Consider the following 17,394-nt stretch of genomic DNA (forward strand, 5'->3'; position numbering starts at 1 on the left):
GTCCGTGTCATCTGCGGAAGAGTTCGATGTCGTCGTGGTCGGCGGTGGCCCGAGCGGCTCGACCGTCGCGTCCTTCGTCGCCAAGCAGGGACACCGGGTGCTGCTGCTCGAGAAGGAGTCCTTCCCGCGCTACCAGATCGGTGAGTCACTGCTGCCGGCGACCGTGCACGGCATCTGCGGTCTGCTGGGTGTCTCCGAGGAGATCGAGCGGGCCGGTTTCACCCGCAAGCTCGGCGGCACCTTCCGGTGGGGCAGCAGCCCCGAGCCGTGGTCGTTCGCCTTCGCCATCTCGCCCCGGATGGCCGGCCCGACCTCCTACGCCTATCAGGTCGAGCGGATGAAGTTCGACGACATCCTGCTCAAGCACTCCCGCAAGCTCGGGGTGGACGTGCGCGAGAACTGCGCCGTGACCGAGGTGATCGAGGACGGCGAGCGGGTCCACGGGGTCGTCTACACCGACGCGGCCGGCGCCCGGCACACGGTCCACGCGCGGTACGTCGTCGACGCGTCCGGCAACAAGAGCCGGATCCACCGCCGGGCCGGCGGCGAACGCACCTACTCGGACTACTTCCGCAACATCGCGATCTTCGGCTACTTCGAAGGCGGCAAGCGGATGCCCGCGCCGAAGCAGGGCAACATCTTCTGCGCCGCCTTCGACGAGGGCTGGTTCTGGTACATCCCGCTGGGCGACGACCTCACCAGCGTGGGCGCGGTGGTGACCCGGGAGTTCGCGGACTCGGTGCAGGGCGACCCCGCCGAAGCGCTCGCGCGGCTCATCGCGAAGTGCCCCCGGATCGACGACCTGCTGGCCGACGCCGAACGCGTCACGGAGGGCGTGTACGGCCAGGTGCGCGTCCGGAAGGACTACTCGTACAGCAACAGCCGCTACTGGCGCCCGGGAATGGTGCTGGTCGGGGATGCCGCGTGCTTCATCGACCCGGTCTTCTCCTCGGGGGTGCACCTCGCGACCTACAGCGCCCTGCTCGCCGCGAGGTCCATCAACTCCGTGCTGGCGGGCGACCTCGGCGAGGAGGAGAGCTTCGCCGAGTTCGACGCCCGCTACCGCCACGAGTTCGGGCTGTTCTACGAGTTCCTGGTGTCGTTCTACGACATGAACAGCGACCACGAGTCGTACTTCTGGCAGGCGAAGAAGGTCACCAACTTCGCGGACTCGGAGCTCGCGGCCTTCGTCGAGCTGGTGGGCGGGGTGGCCTCCCTCGACGGCGCCTTCGTGGACGCCGACTCGGTACGGACGCGGTTCCAGCACACCGCCGGTGAACTCGAGCGGTCGGTGGCCCAGGTCGACCGGACCGGCGGGGACGACGCCACTGCGCTGTACCAGTCGGAGATCATGGGCAGCGTCATGGAGCAGGGCACCCAGATCCAGGTCCACGCCGCGCTCGGCAACGACCTCGATCCGGCGGAAGCGCTGTTCTCCGGCGGGCTGGTGCCCTCCGCCGACGGCCTGCGCTGGGTGGCGTCGGCCGAGCAGTGAGCCCGAAGCCCTGACATGTGGTCGCCCCGCGTCGAAGCTGAGGCAACGGCCGGGGCCGCCACCCCCCACAGGAGAGGCCCCGGCCGTCGCGCTGACGGGCCGCGCGCGACCCGTACCTTCTTCAGCGCCGTGAGTGCGGTTTCTGTCACACCCCGGCCACGCCGGAACCTCACCCTGTGCACATCCGAACCCGGTCACGAGTTAGTTGCATCTTCTACAGACATGGACGAGCAGCGGTTTAACGCCGTAACGTGCCTTTCGCGCCGACCGAAGACAGGCGTAAAGGGAGTACGGTGCTGGGGGACGACGCGGAGCTGACCGCCGCGGTGCGTGCGGCACAGGACGGGGACGAGACCGCGTTCCGTACGGTGTACCGCGCCGTGCATCCACGGCTGCTCGGATACGTACGCACGCTGGTGGGCGATCCGGACGCCGAGGACGTCGCGTCCGAGGCCTGGCTCCAGATCGCCCGCGACCTCGACCGGTTCAGCGGTGACGCCGACCGGTTCCGCGGCTGGGCCGCCCGCATAGCCCGCAACCGCGCCCTGGACCACATACGCATGCGCGGCCGCCGTCCCGCCATAGGCGGCGACGAGACGGAGCTGACCGGAAGAGCCGCCGAGTCCGACACGGCCGGCGAGGCCATCGAGGCCCTGGCCACCGACAGCACCCTCTCCCTGATCGCCCGGCTCCCGCAGGACCAGGCCGAGGCGGTCGTCCTGCGCGTGGTGGTGGGCCTGGACGCCAAGACCGCCGCCGAGACCCTCGGCAAACGCGCGGGTGCCGTCCGTACCGCCGCGCACCGCGGCCTCAAACGGCTCGCCGAGCTGATCGGCGCGGATCCGGAATCGGCGGGCGGACTCGACGCGCTTCCGCCCCAGCGAGAACCGCGCCGTGGTGCGGTGACGTCCGCAACTGTGACGCATACGCGTGCGCGGACGCAGAAGGACATGTGATGGCCGACGAGCAGTACAAGTGGCTTAACCGGGAGACGGTGGAACGTCTGCTGCGCGGTGAGTCACTGGAAGCCGTCGACGCCTCCGCCCGTGACCAGGCCGAACGCCTCTCAAAGGCGCTCGGTGCGCTGTCCGGCGAGGCGGCCCCCGCCTCCGGTGAACTCCCCGGTGAGCAGGCGGCGCTGGCCGCGTTCCGCAAGGCCCGGGAGGCCGCGGAGGCGCAGCGCACCGCCGCCGCCCACGCCCCCGCCGCCCTCCGCCCCGCCGCGTCCCGCGCCGACGCCGGCCTGGTCCGTATCGGTGCCCCGGCCCGTACCGGAATCCGGTCCCGGCGCCCCCGCTGGGCCCGCCCGGCCCGCCTGGCGCTCGCCGCCGCGCTGGCCGTGGGCACACTCGGCGGAGTCGCCATGGCCGCCGGGACCGGAGTGCTGCCCACGCCGTTCGGCGACGAGCATCCGCGCCCCGGCGCCTCCGTCTCCGCCGGTACGACCACCGGGCCGCCGGCCGTCTCCCCGTCCACGCCGGGCACATCCGGCGGGGAGACCGGCACGGGCGCTCCGAGCGGGCGTACGGACGGGCGGCGCGGCGCCGGTTCCGACGAGGCCGAGGGGAAGGACGACGGCAAGGGCCGGGGCGCCGCTGCCGGCGCCCCCTCCGCGACGTCCGGCGCGGGAAGGCACGGCGTCGCCGCCGCCTGCCGGACCCTGCGGGACGGCAGGGACCTGGACTCCGGCCGCAAGCGCGCCCTGGAGAACCTGGCGGGCGGCCCCGCCCGCGTGACCAGGTACTGCAAGATCCTGCTGGCCGCCGGCGACTCCGTCTCCGGCACCACGAACGGCGGCACGGGCGGGGGCACCGGCGACGGGCACGACCGGGACAAGCGCACCGGCAAGGACGGCAAGGGCAAAGGCGACCAGGGCGACCAGGACAAGGGCGACGGCCGACACGGCGGCGCAGGAGACGACGCCCACGACCGCGACCACGGCCACGACCGCGACCGTGACCACGGCCACGACCGTGGCCATGACCGCGGCCGCAGCTACGGCGACGGCCACCGGGGCCACGGCCAGAACGGCCGGCACCGCGCCGCCGCACCCGCTCCCTCCGCCCCGCACCTGACCCGCCCGAGCGCCGAACGGCCCACCCCGAACCCGACGCACACAGCACTCTGACCCGAGCCCGCCTTTTCGGCGTCACTCTCTCCCGCACGTAGAACTGCCGGGCTCCCGCGCCCGCCACCCGCCCCGGCGTCACTCGCTCGTCTCTCCCGCGGCGCCCGCCCTCTCCCCGACGCCACTCACCCGCCTCCGCGCCCCCCCGGCGCCTCCCCCGTCCCCCAAGCCGCACCCAACCGGCCGGTGTCGCCCCTCCGCCTGCCTGTCCCGCCCCTCCCGCACAGTCCACGTCACCCGTCTGACCTGCGATTTTGCTCGATGCGAAAAATTCTCGGCGGGGGGTGTGACGTTTCTGGAGCCCGTGACGCAGTACTGAGTGAGCCGACTGGTCATCGGCCGTCGCACTGAGCCGGGGTTCCCCCCGTACCCAAGGCTCGTGCACCTGGCGCGGGCGGGACACGTTCCCCCGGTCCCGCCCGCGCCCCGCAACTCTCCCCAGCACGTCCGCCGCGTCTCACCAGTGGACGACGACCTTGTCGCCGATCCGCACCTGGGCGAAGAGCGAGGCCATCGCCGTCTCGTCGCGGACGTTCACGCATCCGTGCGAGCCGCCCGCGTAACCGCGCGCCGCGAAGTCGTACGAGTAGTGCACCGCCTGGCCACCGCTGAAGAACAGCGCGTACGGCATCGGTGCGTCATAGAGGGTCGACACATGATGCCGTGACTTCCAGTAGACGCTGAACACACCCTCACGGGTCGGGGTGTACTCCGTACCGAAGCGCACGGACATCGTGGACAGGGTCCGTCCGTCGACCATCCAGCGCAGCGTCCGGCTGCTCTTGCTGATGCACAGCACCCGCCCGGCCAGACAGCGCGGATCCGCCGCGTCGACCGGCTGACCGCCCATCGGATACAGCTCCCACCTGCCCGGCGGGCGCGTCATCGCCACCAGCCGTCGCCAGGTCTCGGTGTCCGTCGCACCGGTGCGCGCGAGCCCGCGCCTGCCCTGGAAGCCGCTGACCGCCTGCTCGGTCGGCCCGTCGTACGACCCCGTCGGCCCGCCGGTCAGCCAGGCGATCTGACGCAGCCGCGCCTGCAGCTCCCGCACGGCCGGCCCGCTGTCCCCGCGCGACCACAGCACCCGCGGTGCCGGCTGCCCGGCGCCCGCCGTCCGGCCGGACCCGGCACCGCCGCCGTCCGGCAGCCGGACATGCACCGGAAGGCCGTGTTTCCCGTCGGCGCCCGGCGGCTGCACGGTGCATCCGCAGAGCGCGGCGAGCGCGGTGACCGCGGCGGCGGCCGAGGCGAGCAGGGCGGCGGGTGTCCCCGAGATCCTCATGCCGAGGATGCTTCCCCGCGTGACCGGCGCCGAACTACGGGGCATGGTGAGTTGGTACGGGTCGTACTGCGGAGGCATCCATGGCACGTGAGTCGGAGTCGGGCCTGCCGATCGAGCCGGTCTACGGGCCGGCCGACCTGACCGGCTGGGACGCGGACCGGAAACTGGGCGAACCGGGCGCCTACCCGTTCACCCGCGGGGTGTACCCGAGCATGTACACCGGCCGCCCCTGGACCATGCGCCAGTACGCCGGCTTCGGCACGGCGGCCGAGTCCAACGCCCGCTACCGGCAGCTCATCGCCCACGGCACCACCGGCCTGTCCGTCGCCTTCGACCTGCCGACCCAGATGGGCCACGACTCCGACGCCCCCCTGGCACACGGCGAGGTCGGCAAGGTGGGGGTGGCCGTCGACTCCGTCGAGGACATGCGGGTGCTGTTCGACGGGATCCCGCTGGACCAGGTCTCCACGTCCATGACGATCAACGCGCCGGCCGCGCTGCTGCTCCTGATGTACCAGCTGGTGGCGGAGGAGCAGGGGGTGCCGGCCGGCCGGCTGACGGGCACGGTCCAGAACGACGTGCTGAAGGAGTACATCGCGCGGGGCACGTACATCTTCCCGCCCAAGCCCTCCCTGCGTCTGACGGCGGACATCTTCAAGTACTGCGCCGTCGAGATCCCGAAGTGGAACACGATCTCGATCTCCGGCTACCACATGGCCGAGGCGGGCGCGTCCCCCGTGCAGGAGATCGCCTTCACCCTCGCCGACGGCATCGAGTACGTCCGCACGGCGGTCGCGGCCGGCATGGACGTCGACGCCTTCGCCCCCCGCCTGTCCTTCTTCTTCGTGGCCCGTACGACGCTGCTGGAGGAGGTCGCCAAGTTCCGCGCGGCGCGCCGGATCTGGGCCCGGGTGATGCGGGAGGAGTTCGGCGCGCGCGATCCCAAGTCCCTCATGCTGCGTTTCCACACCCAGACGGCCGGGGTCCAGCTGACGGCCCAGCAGCCGGAGGTGAACCTGGTCCGGGTCGCCGTCCAGGCCCTGGCGGCCGTCCTCGGCGGAACCCAGTCCCTGCACACCAACTCCTTCGACGAGGCGATCGCGCTGCCGACGGACAAGAGCGCGCGGCTGGCGCTGCGCACCCAGCAGGTGCTCGCCCACGAGACGGACGTACCGGCGACGGTGGACCCCTTCGCGGGCTCCTACGCGGTCGAGCGGATGACGGACGACGTGGAGGAGGCGGCCGTCGGCCTGATGCGGAGGGTGGAGGACCTGGGCGGGGCGGTCGCGGCGATCGAGCGGGGCTTCCAGAAGGCCGAGATCGAGCGGAACGCGTACCGCATCGCGCAGGAGACCGACTCCGGTGAGCGGGTGGTGGTCGGCGTGAACCGTTTCCGGCTGGACGAGGAGGAGCCGTATCAGCCCCTCCGGGTGGATCCGGCGATCGAGGCCCGGCAGGCCGAGCGGCTGGCGGGGCTGCGGGCGCGGCGGGACCAGGGGGCGGTGCGCGCGGCACTGGACGCGCTGAGGAAGGCGGCGGAGGGGGAGGAAAACGTCCTGTACCCGATGAAGGAGGCGCTGCGCGGGCGGGCGACGGTGGGGGAGGTGTGCGGGGCACTGCGGGACGTGTGGGGGAGCCATGTGCCCAGTGACGCCTTCTGACCGACCCGCCCCGGACCGGGTGTCGTACCCCCGTGCGACACTCCTTCCATGTTCGGCGTGATCGACCTCCCCACCTACCTCGCGGGACTGACCCTGATCGTCCTGCTGCCCGGTCCCAACTCCCTCTACGTCCTGTCCGTGGCCGCCCGCCGCGGGGTGCGGGCGGGCTACACCGCCGCCGCGGGCGTGTGGTGCGGGGACACCGTGCTGATGACCCTGTCCGCCGCCGGCGTCGCCTCGCTGCTGCAGGGGAACGCGCTGCTGTTCGGGGTCGTGAAGTACGCCGGTGCCGGATATCTGACCTGGCTGGCGATCGGGATGCTGCGGTCCGCCCGGCAGCTGTGGCGGACCCGGCGGGAGCAGACCCTGGAGGACGCCGGGCCCGCCGGGACCGCCGACGAGCGGCCCTTCCGCCGTGCCTTCGTCGTCAGCCTCTTCAACCCCAAGGCGATCCTCTTCTTCGTCGCCTTCTTCGTTCAGTTCGTGGACCCGGGCTACGCCTACCCGGGCCTCTCCTTCGTCGTCCTCGGCACCCTCGCCCAGGTGGCCAGCTGCCTCTACCTGAGCGCCCTGATATTCGGCGGCACCCGCCTCGCCGCCGCCTTCCGCCGTCGCAAGCGGCTGTCGGCGACGGCCACCTCGGCGGCGGGTGCCCTCTTCCTCGGGTTCGCGGTGAAGCTGTCGCTCGCGGGCGCCTGACACCTCGTCGGGCCGGTGCCGCTCCCGCGACGCCGGCCTACGCCGCGGTGAAGGCTCCCGTGCCTTCCGCGTACGCGCGCAGGCCCTCCGTGGTGTCGCCCGCCCAGCCCACGTACCCGTCGGGGCGGATCAGGAAGACGCCCGGGCCGTAGGACGGCGGCGCCGAGGGGAGCGACCGGACTCCCGGCACCGACGCGCCCAGCAGCGTCCAGTGCGGTCCCCGGTACGCGTCGAAGAGCCGCACGCCGTCCACGCTGCCGTCGGGCGCGCGGTCGCCCGCGCGCAGTGCGGCCGGGGACGTACGGGCGTCCACGCTGAGCGACGACTCCCGGTAGCCCAGCCCCAGCTGCACCGTCGCCTTCCCGCGCCGGACCTCTCCGTGATGCACGGCCGTCGACAGGCCGAGCATGTCGGCCGCGACCGCGCGCCGCTCCTCCTCGTAGGTGTCCAGCAGGGCCCGCGGCGCCCCGTTCCGCAGGACCGCGCCCAGCTTCCAGCCCAGGTTGTAGGCGTCCTGGACGCTGGTGTTCAGGCCCTGTCCGCCGGCCGGGGAGTGGACGTGTGCCGCGTCGCCCGCGAGGAACACCCGGCCCACCCGGAACCGGTCGGCGAGACCGGTGCGCGGCCGGAAGCCGGAGATCCAGCGCAGCTCGGTCACCTGGTCCGCGGCCAGGTGGGTGTACGTGGCCACCAGTCCGCGGACCCCGTCCAGGGACAACTCGGCCGCGGTGCCCTCGGGGAGGCGTGCCTGCAGCTGGAAGTCGTCCGTGCCGGCGAGGGGGCACAGCGCGAGGCCGGTGTCCTCGGCCTCCCAGAACATGTGCCAGTGGTCGCGGTCGAGGCCCGTCAGCCGTACGTCCGCCACCAGGAACGAGGCCGGGTCGACCTGCTCACCGGCCATGCCGACGCCCAGCGCGCCCCGGATCACCGAGCGGCCCCCGTCGGCCGCGACGGCGTACCCCGCGCGAAGGGCCGTGCCGTCGGCGAACCGCACGGTCACGCCGTCCGTGTCCTGCTCCAGACCCGTCACCTCGTGCCCGAACGCGACCCGGCCGCCCAGCTCCACCAGCCGCGCGTACAGCACCTCCTGGGTCCGCCACTGCGCGACCATCAGCGGCTCGGTGTACGGCGTGCCCTCGTCCGCCGGGATCCTCTCGAACATCGGCTGTCCGCCGGTCCGCTCGCCGTCCTTCCAGATCATCCGGTCGGGATAGGGGCCGCCGGCCGCCCGGACGGCGGCCAGGACGCCGAGGTCGTCGAAGACCTCCTGGGTGCGGGGCTGGATCCCCTTGCCGCGCGAGCCGGGGAACAGCTCCTCGTCCCGCTCCACCACCAGCGCCTCCACCCCGCGCCGGGCGAGGTCGATGCCGAGCGCCAGACCCGTCGGACCCGCTCCCACGATCACGACATCCATCGCACATCTCCTTAACGCCGTTAAGTGCTGTCGCCGGCAACCGTGCCCTTAACGCTGTTAAGCTGTCAAGTGTGAGCCCCGAGAAGCGCGCCCCCCTGGACCGCCGACGCGTCGCCGACACGGCGCTGCGGCTGCTGAACGAGGTCGGTCTGGAGGGGCTGACCCTGCGTGCCATCGCCCGGGAACTGGACGTCAAGGCGCCCGCCCTGTACTGGCACTTCAAGGACAAACAGGCGCTGCTGGACGAGATGGCGACGGAGATGTACCGGCGGATGGTCGCCGGCGTGGCGCTCGACCCCGCCGACACCTGGCGGGAGCGGCTGCTGAAGGCCAACCGAGGGCTGCGGGCCGCGCTGCTCGGCTACCGCGACGGCGCCAGGGTCTTCAGCGGCTCACGCTTCACGGGCACGGACCACGCCCGCGAGATGGAGGCGACCCTGCGCCTGCTGACGGACGCCGGCTTCACGCTCGCCCAGGCCGTCCAGGCGGCCCGCGCCACACACATGTACACCCTCGGCTTCCTCATCGAGGAGCAGGGGGTGCGGCCGCTCCCGGGCGAGCGCCGGGAGGGGTTCGACGTCGAGGAACGCGCCCGCCGGATGGACGGGTACCCGCTGGCCGCCGAGGCCGGGAAGCTGCTCTTCGACGGTTACGACGAGCACTTCGAGGAGGGGCTGGCGCTGGTGATCGCCGGCATCGGGACGCGGTACGGGTTCGACTGAACCCAAGGGGAACAGGCCGGAGCGGGCCGGAGCGGACCGCGGCGGACGGGAAGGGCGGACGCCCCGCGAGGGGTGACTTCAGGCCGCCACTCCGCGTTCACCCCGCGTTCCGGCGGGGGTCGCCGCCCGGCGTCGAACACTTTCTACGGTCGCAGCGACCTGCCCCTGAGACGACCTGCTGAGAGAGCCCGGGTGTACGTGTGACCAACCGCTCCCCGAAACTGTCGGTGATCATCCCCTGTTTCAACGTCGAGACATATATTCCGGAGACGGTCGCCAGCCTCGTCAACAACGCCCGAAGCGACTTCGAGTTCCTCCTCGTCGAGGACCGGTCGACCAAGGACCAGACGTACGAGGCGTTGCTCGAACTGACGAAACGGCTGCCCAACAGCAGGGTGATCAGGCACGAGCAGAACGGTGGTCTCGCCACCGCGCGCAACACCGGCATCGACGCGTCGGAGGGCCGCTACCTCACCTTCCTCGACGGCGACGACTGGCTCGCCCCCGGCTACCTCGACAGCCTGGTGGACCGGATCGAACGCCTGGACGTCGACTTCGTCCGCACCGACCACGTCCAGGTGACCGGAGTGCAGCGCTCCGTCCACCGGGCCCCGGAAGGACGCCGTGACACTCCGCTCGACCCGCGCGGCTCCATCCTCCCCGTCGGCGAGACGACCATGGTCGACTACCCGTACGCCTGGGCCGGTGTCTACCACCGGCGCCTGCTCGACCGGGGCCTGCTGCGCTTCCACGACGGACTGCGCACCGCCGAGGACCGCCCCTGGATCTGGGAGCTGCACCGCAGGGCGGAGTCCTACGCCGTCGCCCCCCTGCGCGGCGTCTTCTACCGCAGGGGCGTCGCCAGCTCCCTCACCCAGATCGGCGACGTGCGCCAGCTGGACTTCTTCCGCTCCTTCGACCTCGTCCTGGGTGAACTCGCCGACGACCCCGAGGCCGGCACGCTGCGCAAGAAGGCCCTGCGCAACTACTGCGTCGTCATCGCCCACCAGCTGCTGAGCCGCGACCGGTTCGAGCGGAGCGTCGCCGCCCGGCTGCGGCAGCTCGCCGGTGAGGCGCTGGGCCGGATGGGCGAGGAAGAACTGAACGAAGCCCTCGCCGGCATGGGCGAGCAGCGCGTACACGTCCTGCGGCGCATACGCGGCGGTATGAAGGGAGTCGCCGCATGAGCGGCACGGACCGTAACGACAGCGGCCCGGGCACGGCCCCGGCCGGGGGCACGCCCCGGCGCGGTACGACCCAGATATTCTTCTCGGCCACCCAGTACGCGGCCGCCACCGTCACCGCCGCCCTGCGCGCCGGGCTCTTCGGCCCCCGCGCCGAGCACCGCCGCATCCTCGTCGTCAGCAACACCGCCGCCGTTCCCGAGGTCGGCACCCCGCTGGACCGGATGGCCGGATTCGAGCGGCTGCGCCCCGAGTTCGACGAGGTCCGTTCCTGGAACGACTTCATCTCCCCGCACCACCCGGCCGGCTGGTCGCCGCGCGGCCAGGACCTGGTGCTGTGGGAGAAGGCCGTACGCCTCGCGTGGAACCTCGGCGACGAGCCGGTCGAGATCGCCTGCGAGTCGATCCAGGCCAACCCCTCCCGGGCGGTGGCCGACATCTTCGCCGACAGCCCGATCCACGTGTACGCGGACGGCCTGATGAGCTACGGCCCCACCCGCAACCGCATCCCGCACCAGATGAGCACCCGCATCGCGCGCGTGCTCCACCTCGACCTGATACCCGGGCTGCGCCCGATGCTCCTGGCCGAGTACGGGGTCGAGCCCGTGGCCGTGCCGAACGAGTCCATCGTCGAGGTCCTCTCCCAGATCGGCGAGGAGGGCGCCGGCATCCTCGCCGGCCGCGTCCCCGCCGAGGACCGGCCCACCGCGGTGCTGCTGGGCCAGTACCTCTCGGCGATCGACCTGATCACGCAGGACGAGGAGGAGGAACTCCACGTCCGGATGCTGCGCGCCGCCGCCCGCGCCGGCCACCGCGGTGTTCTCTTCAAGCCCCACCCCAGCGCCCCTTCCGTCTACAACAGGACGCTGGAGGCGGAGGCCGAGGCCCTCGGGGTGCGGCTGACGGTCCTGAGCGAGCCCGTGCTCGCCGAGACCGTCTTCGCCCGGCTGAAGCCGGAACTCGTCATCGGCTGCTTCTCCACCGCGCTGATGACGGCCGCCGCCTTCTACGGCATCCCGGTCGCGCGGGTCGGCACGGAACTGCTCCTGGACCGCATCACGCCGTACGAGAACAGCAACCGCATCCCGCTCACCATCATCGACGCGGCCCTGCCCGACGCGGAACGCGACGAGACCGGCGCCCCGCTCCCGCTCGACTCGCTCGGCGGGAAGCTCGGCCCGCTCGTGCGCACCGTCGGCTACTGCATGCAGTCCCGCAAGCACCCCGGCCTGCACGAGGAAGCGGCCGCCTGGCTCGCCGCGCACCTCGCCGGACATCCGCAGTACTTCAAGAAGCGCCGCCTGACCGCGCTCCGCCTGCCCGGCGGCAGCCCCGTACGCGCCGAGGCGCTGCGCCGCCACCCGGCCGTACGCAAGGCCGTGAAGCAGATCCGCGCACGTCAGCGGTAGCCGTACCCGGGAAGACCGCGGCGGCCGGCGGGAGCGCTCAGCGCCCGCCGGCCGCCGTCTTCCGTCCCCGGCGAGAGCCTGTTCAGCGCACGGGGACGATCCTCGGCCGCTTCTCCGCCAGCGCCCGCTTCAGCCGGGGCCCGAACGGCCGCTCCACGAAGCGGTGCATGAGCCAGGCCAGCCCCAGCAGCACGGGGACCGTCACCGCGAGCGTGAGGTACGGGCCGAGGCCGAGACCCCGGTGCAGCACCCGGATGACGAACCAGCCCAGGTGTTCGTGGATCAGATAGAAGGGGTACGTCAGCGCCCCGGCCACCGTCAGCCAGCGCCAGTTCGCCCAGCGCGTCCAGCCGAGCGCGACCACCGCCACCGCGGCGAACGACAGGAAGACGATGACCTGGACGACATGCGGGTCGCGCGGGAAGTCGCCCTGCACGCCCGGGTGCCACAGGGCCGTGACCGAGTAGCGCTGTCCCAGCAGGAAGGACATGGCGACGATGCCCCACAGCAGCAGGTCGCTGCCGAAGCGGTGGATCAGGTAGAGGGCCAGGCCGCCGATGAAGTACGGCGCGTGGTCCCGCATCACCAGTTCGTCCGTGAGCGGGGTGTCGGCGACCCGGGCGAGCGCACCGGCCAGCGTCCACAGGATGCAGAACGTCACCACACGCCGGTAGGTGACACCGCGCCAGATCACGAAGAGCGCGAAGAGCACGTAGAACCGCATCTCCACCCAGAGCGTCCAGCACACGCCCAGCACCCGCGGCACGCCCATCGGCTGCTGCAGCATGGTGAAGTTGATCAGGAACTCGTCCGACCTGAGCGGGTGCACCACCACCGGCAGCAGGACCGAGGCGGCGCCCACGAGGAGCAGCGCCACCCAGTAGGCCGGGTAGAGGCGGGAGACGCGGGAGCGGAAGAACTCGCCCAGGGTGCGGCCCCAGCTGCTCATGCAGATGACGAAACCGCTGATGACGAAGAAGAACTGGACGCCCAGGCAGCCGTAGGTCGCCGCCCGCGACAGGGTCGGGAACACGCCCGACGGGGACTGGTGCCAGGAGTCGGCGACCTCGCCGTTCTTGCCGGCGAAGTGGTAGAGGCAGACCATCAGCGCGGCCAGTAGCCGCAGCCCGTCCAGGGCGCGCAGCCGGTCACCCGCGCGCTTGCGGGCGGGACCGGCGGGCAGGGCGCCGGGGACCGGCAGCCGTTCGGCGGGCAGCGCCCCGACGGTGCTCGCCGGTGCGAGGGTCTGGTCGGCCGGATTCATCGTGGGCCTCTCTCGGCGGGTGCGAAGTCTGGAGTGTCGTCGGTGAGTCAACGGAACGACGCTATGCACCACGGACGGAGGAAAGGCGATTCAAAGTTGACGTGCGTCAATCGCACAGATGTCGCGCGAGTGAATGATGTGGCGCCCACTTGACGTACGGGCCCCGAAAAACGCGTCGCCCCCCGGGTCCGGCGGGGAGCGACGCGTGGGAAGGCGGCGGACTCAGCGCCGCGTCAGCGCCCGGGCCCGGCGGGCGAGCCGGCGCACGGTCGCGTTGCGCGGGATGAACGACAACTGTGCGGGCACCGCGCCCGGCAGCGCCAGCGCGGTCAGCCGGCGGCGCTTGAAGTAACGCCAGGTGTGCTGGTCCAGGTGGCGGGCGAGGTAGCTCTCGGCGGCCCCCCGCAGCTCCGGATAGATCTTCGGCTGCATCGCGAAGCCCACCGCCCGCAGCAGCGCGGCCAGTTCGTCCACGCGGTCCGGCGAGGGCATCGACCAGCCGGAGACGCTCCCGGCGTCGCCGAGGTCGGGCAGCAGCGCGTCGGCGATGGTGACCGGGACCCGGTTGCTGTTCTGGTACGGCGCGAGCCGGGCCAGGACGGTGTCCGTGCCGACCCGGGCGACGGGCAGGCCGTACAGCGCGGCCGCCGTGAACAGCGCGGTGGAGAAGCAGCCGACGACCAGTTCCGGGCGCAGCCGCCGGAAGACCACCTCGGCGAGCACGGGCACGTCCAGCAGGGTGAGTTCGGCGCCGAGCCGCTCCGCCTCCTCCTGCAGCAGCCGGGACCAGCGGGCGGGGGCCACCGGATGCGGCTTGAAGACCAGCCGGCGATGGCCGAGCGCCACCGCGCCGCGCACCATCCGCAGGTGCAGTTCCTCCTCCTCGGCGGGACTGAGGATGTCCAGCGCGGAGAGGTACTGGCCGAGGAGCAGGGCGGGCCGCGCCTCGCCGGTGCCCGGCGAGGCGGTCCCGTGCGGTGCGGTCTCGTGGAGTGCGGTCCCGTGCAGTCCGGTCTCGTCCTCGGAGAGCTCCTCCAGCACCTTCAGGAACACCTCGGCGGGGACGAGTTCCGGTCGCACGCCGAACTCGGTGAGCAGCAGCGGGGTCAGCCCGGGGACCAGGTCGAGGTGGAGGAGACGTTCGATGCGCGTGCCGACCAGCGGATCGATCTTGTCGCGCGTGGGGCCATAGCTTATGAGGCCGTCGGCGTAGACGTCGACGGGAGCGCCGGTGAACAGCTGGCACAGCGCGAGGGCCGGATTGACCTGCACGGACTCCACGGTGAGCCGGATCCGGTCGTCACCGAGTCCCCACAGCAGCCGTACGTACCGCTCCCACATGGGGATGTCGTTGGCGCGCGGGCCCCAGCCGCTGGGGTGCAGGGGAGCGATCGTCTCGTTCCAGGACAGGATCCCGTCGAAGCGGCCGCCGATGCCCCCGAAACCCGGCATCCGGTCCACGGACGGCGTGGTCTCGGGATTGGCCGCGTTGTTGGTGACGACGAGCAGCCGGCGGTCGGCCGGTTCGAACAGCCCGGCGTCGAGGGCGGCGGCCAGCGTGGCCGCTCCGTACAGCGTCGACGCGCAGAAGATGTGGGTGGTACGGGGCATCAGGCGGCCACCGTCCGAGCGGCCGCCGGACGGCGCCTGACCCGCCGCAGCCGGCTCGCGCGCTGCGGATCCATCGAGTCCAGAACCTGGGCCAGCACGTCCTGCGGCAGTCTTCTCAGCGCACCCGCGCTCAGGGAACGCAATTGTCGGGCCACGGCGGGTTCGAACCTCTCGATCGATCCGAGATGATGAGCCATGATGGCGCAATATGTGCGCACGGCTTTCGGCAGCAGCTTATCCGCCTCAGGATCGCGCGCCGTTTCTTCGATCACCTGGTCGAATGCGCGAATGAAATCGAGTTGACGGACATCACCGATCTGGGTGAGTGACGAAGCGACGCCGCGCCGGTAATACACACCGAGCAGACCGACGGCCGCGAAGGATTCCGCCTCCCGGTGCAGTTTCCAGATCCACGGCCGGTCCTCGGCCGTGCGCAGCCCGTGGGTGAAGTGCAGCAGGCCCCGGTCGACGAGCCGGCGGTGGTAGATGCCCGCCCACGCGTACGCGTAGTCGACGGAGGTGGACCGGTCCGCCGGCAGGATCGCCTCCCGCGGGTTCAGCACGACACCGCGGCGGCCCTGCGGGACCCGGTGGACGGAACGGGCCCGGCCGGTGCACTGCACATGGTCGGTGCGGACGAAATCGCAGCCCAGCTCGTCCATGGCCGCGACCAGTTGCGGGTAGTAGCCCGGGGCGAGCCAGTCGTCGCCGTCCAGGAACGTCAGGTACTCGCCGCGGGCCCGTTCGATGCCGGTGTTGCGCGCGGTCGCCAGCCCCCCGTTCTGCTCGTGTCTGACCAGGACCGCGCCGGGCAGTTCGCGTTCCGCACGCGCGAGGATCTCCGGTGTCTCGTCGCGCGAGCAGTCGTCGACGAGAATGAATTCGAAGTCCTCGCGTGTGTTCGCACGCAGGCTCTTCAGCGTGTCTGGCGCGTATTGCTGGACGTTGTAGAAGGGCACGATGACCGAGAGCTTCACCACGCGGATGACGTTAGAGGGAAGCCCGGCCCGCGTCCTGACCGCGTGCTGGATTTCAGGTGAACTGCGCGTGGCAAAGCTGTGAACCAGGTTGTTTTCCGGTGTGATCAGCGCCTGATTCGCCATTCGGCGACGTGCTGTTAACCGTTTGTTGCATTCAGGTTGGGCGGAACCTCGGAATCGCTTCCTAGCGTCTTCGACGTGCCAGCAAGTGCTACGAAGTCCCTGCGGGTCGCCGTCCTCGCGGACTCCGACACCCGCTGGAAGTGGGGCGCGCTCACCGCGCAGCGCCTCACTCCCGCGGCTGCCGAGGTCCGGCTCGACGGATACCTCCTGCGGGGACGCGCCACCCCAACCGCCCGCCAGCTCGGCGAGGTCGGCGTCCAGGCGGACTCCCTCCGCGAGGTCACCGGCGTCGAATTCCTGCGCGCGATGACCGAGGAACCGTACGACCTCCTCGTCCTCGCCCTGGTCGGCGGCGGCGTCCAGGCGATGCTGCACGGGCTGCGCGCCGCCTGGGGCTCCGGAAAGCGTCCCGTGGTCGTCACCGGCTACGTCGGAGTCGTCTACGAGAAGCTCGCCGACGGACTGCTGCTGCGGCACGGCGCCGACCTCGTCCTCGCCAACTCGGCGCACGACGCGGACCGGTTCAGGGCCGTGTACGAGGGCGTGGGAGCCGACGCCTCCTCGGTCACCGAGGTCGCGCTGCCGTTCCTCGGCGGTGAGCCCTACACCGGCGAACACCGTCCCTACACCGTGGTGTTCGCGGCCCAGCCGTCCGTGCCGGACAACCGCCGGGACCGCGTCCACCTGATCGACCGCCTCATCCGGCACGCCCGGAAGCACCCCGAGCGCGAGGTGCTGCTGAAGCTGCGCTCCAAGCCTGGCGAACACACCACCCACATCGAGGAACTGCCCTACCAGAAGCTGGTCCAGGGCAAGGACCTGCCGGCCAACCTCCGGCTGGTGTACGGGCACATGGGCGAGGTGCTCGACCGCACCGACCTGCTGGTCACGGTCAGCTCCACCGCCGCCCTGGAGGCGCTGCACCGCCGTGTCCCCACGGCCGTCCTCACCGACTTCGGGGTGCGCGAGGTGCTCGGCAACCACCACTTCATCGGCTCCGGCTGCCTCGCCTCCTGGGAGCAGCTCGACGCCGGGCACCAGCCGGTGCCGGACGAGGAGTGGGTGGCCCGGCAGGGCGTGGCGGCCGGGGGCGGCTCCGCGGGGGCGGGGTCGTACGCCACGGCGTTCGACACCGCCCGCGAGCGCATCGCCGAGCTGCTGGACCGGCCAGGGGGGCTGCCGCCCCTGAATCCCTACTACACCCCCGAGACGGCGCCCGGCTACCTGCCCGGCATCCTCGCCCGCCACCACCTCGGCCCCGACGGCGTCCCGCTGCCCGGTGCGCCGGCCGCCGACAAGGCGCCCGGCCCCGTCCGGCAGATCGTGCGCCGGGCCGCGCGCGGCGCCTACCGGCACGGCGTCCAGCGAGTCGCCCCCGTGATCCGGCGGATGGGCGAGCTGTGACCTCACTGCAAGGAGTAG

At 71.9% G+C, this 17,394-nt stretch carries 14 protein-coding genes; 9 read left to right on the top strand and 5 right to left on the bottom strand.

Going from position 1 to position 17,394, the window contains the following annotated elements:
• Window positions 1-4: 4 nt before the first annotated feature.
• The 3 genes from FHS34_RS14515 (at window position 5) to FHS34_RS14525 (ending at window position 3,623) form a co-directional block, all read left to right on the top strand.
• On the top strand, window positions 5-1,495 hold the full coding sequence (locus tag FHS34_RS14515; protein WP_184965063.1) for a tryptophan 7-halogenase: 1,491 nt from the start codon (window positions 5-7) through the stop codon (window positions 1,493-1,495).
• Between the two features lie 293 nt (window positions 1,496-1,788).
• Window positions 1,789-2,451: an RNA polymerase sigma factor gene (locus tag FHS34_RS14520; protein ID WP_184965065.1), complete on the top strand. Its 663-nt coding sequence runs from the start codon at window positions 1,789-1,791 to the stop codon at window positions 2,449-2,451.
• The gene (locus FHS34_RS14525) at window positions 2,451-3,623 is read left to right on the top strand and encodes a hypothetical protein (RefSeq protein WP_184965067.1); all 1,173 of its coding nucleotides are present in this window, start codon (window positions 2,451-2,453) and stop codon (window positions 3,621-3,623) included. Before FHS34_RS14520 ends, FHS34_RS14525 begins: the two co-directional genes overlap by 1 nt.
• A 457-nt stretch (window positions 3,624-4,080) precedes the next feature.
• Here FHS34_RS14525 and FHS34_RS14530 read toward each other — a convergent pair whose 3' ends face one another.
• A complete protein-coding gene (locus tag FHS34_RS14530; protein WP_184965069.1) occupies window positions 4,081-4,905 on the bottom strand; it encodes a L,D-transpeptidase family protein in 825 nt (274 codons plus the stop codon).
• An 80-nt stretch (window positions 4,906-4,985) separates the two neighbouring features.
• On the opposite strand from FHS34_RS14530, the gene FHS34_RS14535 reads away from it, so the two are divergent.
• Together FHS34_RS14535 and leuE are read left to right on the top strand one after the other, a co-directional pair.
• Window positions 4,986-6,566 carry an acyl-CoA mutase large subunit family protein gene (locus FHS34_RS14535; RefSeq protein WP_184965071.1) on the top strand — a complete coding sequence of 527 codons (1,581 nt, stop codon included), beginning with the start codon at window positions 4,986-4,988 and terminating at the stop codon, window positions 6,564-6,566.
• Between the two features lie 48 nt (window positions 6,567-6,614).
• Window positions 6,615-7,265, top strand: coding sequence for a leucine efflux protein LeuE (leuE, locus tag FHS34_RS14540; RefSeq protein ID WP_184965073.1), 651 nt, complete (start codon window positions 6,615-6,617; stop codon window positions 7,263-7,265).
• A gap of 37 nt (window positions 7,266-7,302) precedes the next feature.
• On the opposite strand, the gene FHS34_RS14545 is transcribed toward leuE, so the two are convergent.
• Window positions 7,303-8,679 (bottom strand): FAD-dependent monooxygenase, encoded by a 1,377-nt coding sequence (locus FHS34_RS14545; protein WP_184965075.1) that lies wholly within the window; start codon window positions 8,677-8,679, stop codon window positions 7,303-7,305.
• Between the two features lie 71 nt (window positions 8,680-8,750).
• Between FHS34_RS14545 and FHS34_RS14550 the strand changes: the two genes are divergently transcribed.
• From FHS34_RS14550 to FHS34_RS14560, 3 genes are all read left to right on the top strand, one after another.
• Window positions 8,751-9,401, top strand: a complete 651-nt coding sequence (locus FHS34_RS14550; protein ID WP_184965077.1) for a TetR/AcrR family transcriptional regulator C-terminal domain-containing protein — start codon at window positions 8,751-8,753, stop codon at window positions 9,399-9,401.
• A 200-nt stretch (window positions 9,402-9,601) separates the two neighbouring features.
• Window positions 9,602-10,588: a glycosyltransferase family 2 protein gene (locus FHS34_RS14555; RefSeq protein ID WP_184965079.1), complete on the top strand. Its 987-nt coding sequence runs from the start codon at window positions 9,602-9,604 to the stop codon at window positions 10,586-10,588.
• Window positions 10,585-11,994 (top strand): polysialyltransferase family glycosyltransferase, encoded by a 1,410-nt coding sequence (locus tag FHS34_RS14560; protein WP_221508886.1) that lies wholly within the window; start codon window positions 10,585-10,587, stop codon window positions 11,992-11,994. The genes FHS34_RS14555 and FHS34_RS14560 overlap by 4 nt, the downstream gene beginning before the upstream one ends.
• An 82-nt stretch (window positions 11,995-12,076) precedes the next feature.
• Here FHS34_RS14560 and FHS34_RS14565 read toward each other — a convergent pair whose 3' ends face one another.
• The 3 genes from FHS34_RS14565 to FHS34_RS14575 form a co-directional block, all read right to left on the bottom strand.
• Window positions 12,077-13,258: an acyltransferase family protein gene (locus tag FHS34_RS14565; protein ID WP_184965081.1), complete on the bottom strand. Its 1,182-nt coding sequence runs from the start codon at window positions 13,256-13,258 to the stop codon at window positions 12,077-12,079.
• A 222-nt stretch (window positions 13,259-13,480) separates the two neighbouring features.
• A complete protein-coding gene (locus FHS34_RS14570; RefSeq protein WP_184965083.1) occupies window positions 13,481-14,869 on the bottom strand; it encodes a polysialyltransferase family glycosyltransferase in 1,389 nt (462 codons plus the stop codon).
• Window positions 14,869-15,849, bottom strand: coding sequence for a glycosyltransferase family 2 protein (locus FHS34_RS14575; protein ID WP_184965323.1), 981 nt, complete (start codon window positions 15,847-15,849; stop codon window positions 14,869-14,871). The genes FHS34_RS14570 and FHS34_RS14575 overlap by 1 nt, the downstream gene beginning before the upstream one ends.
• Before the next feature lie 198 nt (window positions 15,850-16,047).
• Between FHS34_RS14575 and FHS34_RS14580 the strand changes: the two genes are divergently transcribed.
• Window positions 16,048-17,376, top strand: a complete 1,329-nt coding sequence (locus FHS34_RS14580; RefSeq protein ID WP_184965084.1) for a DUF6716 putative glycosyltransferase — start codon at window positions 16,048-16,050, stop codon at window positions 17,374-17,376.
• Window positions 17,377-17,394 lie beyond the last annotated feature (18 nt).

The sequence above is a fragment of the Streptomyces echinatus genome (genome assembly GCF_014203595.1).
GTDB classification, from domain to species: Bacteria; Actinomycetota; Actinomycetes; order Streptomycetales; family Streptomycetaceae; genus Streptomyces; species Streptomyces echinatus.

What these genes read in the sequence shown, in the direction of transcription:
- FHS34_RS14525 (WP_184965067.1), top strand. Translation starts at nt 2,451, where the DNA reads ATGGCCGACGAGCAGTACAAGTGGCTTAACCGGGAGACGGTGGAACGT.
- FHS34_RS14530 (WP_184965069.1), bottom strand. Translation starts at nt 4,905, where the DNA reads ATGAGGATCTCGGGGACACCCGCCGCCCTGCTCGCCTCGGCCGCCGCC.
- FHS34_RS14535 (WP_184965071.1), top strand. Translation starts at nt 4,986, where the DNA reads ATGGCACGTGAGTCGGAGTCGGGCCTGCCGATCGAGCCGGTCTACGGG.
- leuE (WP_184965073.1), top strand. Translation starts at nt 6,615, where the DNA reads ATGTTCGGCGTGATCGACCTCCCCACCTACCTCGCGGGACTGACCCTG.
- FHS34_RS14545 (WP_184965075.1), bottom strand. Translation starts at nt 8,679, where the DNA reads ATGGATGTCGTGATCGTGGGAGCGGGTCCGACGGGTCTGGCGCTCGGC.
- FHS34_RS14560 (WP_221508886.1), top strand. Translation starts at nt 10,585, where the DNA reads ATGAGCGGCACGGACCGTAACGACAGCGGCCCGGGCACGGCCCCGGCC.
- FHS34_RS14565 (WP_184965081.1), bottom strand. Translation starts at nt 13,258, where the DNA reads ATGAATCCGGCCGACCAGACCCTCGCACCGGCGAGCACCGTCGGGGCG.
- FHS34_RS14570 (WP_184965083.1), bottom strand. Translation starts at nt 14,869, where the DNA reads ATGCCCCGTACCACCCACATCTTCTGCGCGTCGACGCTGTACGGAGCG.